At 60.9% G+C, this 1,163-nt stretch carries 1 protein-coding gene; it reads right to left on the minus strand.

What is annotated here, in order from left to right:
* Nucleotides 1-82: 82 nt before the first annotated feature.
* The gene (locus BDI24065_RS40860) at nt 83-913 is read right to left on the minus strand and encodes a formate/nitrite transporter family protein (protein ID WP_175035934.1); all 831 of its coding nucleotides are present in this window, start codon (nt 911-913) and stop codon (nt 83-85) included.
* Between the last annotated feature and the right edge of the window lie 250 nt (nt 914-1,163).

Raw genomic sequence — 1,163 nt, forward strand, 5'->3', positions numbered from 1 at the left:
GCCTTCGTGTCCGCTCGGACACATCATGCCGAATTTCTCTACTTTTGAGCCGGACTATTTCTTGGGTCAGGGTCACCATCCATTACTCAACCTTCGCTTTCGGATTCGAGTTATTGATTCCCAAAGCCCCGCGGGTCTTTGACGGATGACCGATCCCGCCATCCTGCAACCAGTACCCCAGGCCCACGAATACAGTGCCTCCCGCCAGGTTGCCCAACGTGACGAACAGTTCATTGTGAATCGCGCCGACGAGCGTGATGCCGTCGGGATGCGGCGCGATGAGCGCGAGCGAGAACACGAACATGTTCGCGACGCTATGCTCAAAACCGCTCGCGACGAACGCGAAGATCGGCCAGAAGATTAGCCCGAGCTTCGCGCCGTCGTTCGAGGTGCGGGCCGCCATCCAGATCGCAAGGCAGACGAGCCAGTTGCAAAGCAGCCCCTTGGCGAACAGCGGCACCGCGGGCGTCGTAATCTTGATCTCGGCCGCCTTGAAAAACGTACTCGCGCCATCGTTCAACAATACTCCGCCGCCCGCGGCACACAGGATGATCGCGAGCAGCAGCGCGCCGAGCAGATTCCCGATCCAGCTCGCGACCCACACGGAAATCATCCCCCGCCATCCGGTTTCGCCGCGCAGCACCGAAAACGGCATATACATCGCGGTGCCGGTAAACAACTCGGAACCGGCGAAGACGACGATCGTCAGCGCGCAAGCAAAGACGGCGCCCATGATCAGGTGCGCGTACGCCGGATCGACGTGGGTGCCGACCGTGAACATCAGGATGTCGCCGAAGCCGATGTAGGCGCCGGCCATCGCCGCGCCAATGAGAAACGCGGACGGTGCCCGCACGAGCGTGGCCGACTTGTTCGCGCCCACTGTGGAAAATTTGTCGATGGTCTCTGCGTACATGAAAGGCTCCTGCGTGCGGCTTCCTTGCGGTCGTCCGGCATTTTTTCGCGCGTGGGATATCGCCGTCGTCCGGCAGCGTCTCATGGGGACGCCGGGCCAGCCGCTTGGGGCGGTGAGGTGCAGTGAATGTAGGCGGCCTCGCCGCAGGCGTCCAATGACTAATTCTCGTGGCCCTATCAGGCTGTTGAATTTGGGAACGGTGTAAACGGGCTTTGCGAGCGGTGCGTTAGAGATATCGTGTTCATGACCT

Origin of the sequence: Burkholderia lata (assembly GCF_902499025.1) — a bacterium.
Lineage (GTDB): Bacteria > Pseudomonadota > Gammaproteobacteria > Burkholderiales > Burkholderiaceae > Burkholderia > Burkholderia lata_C.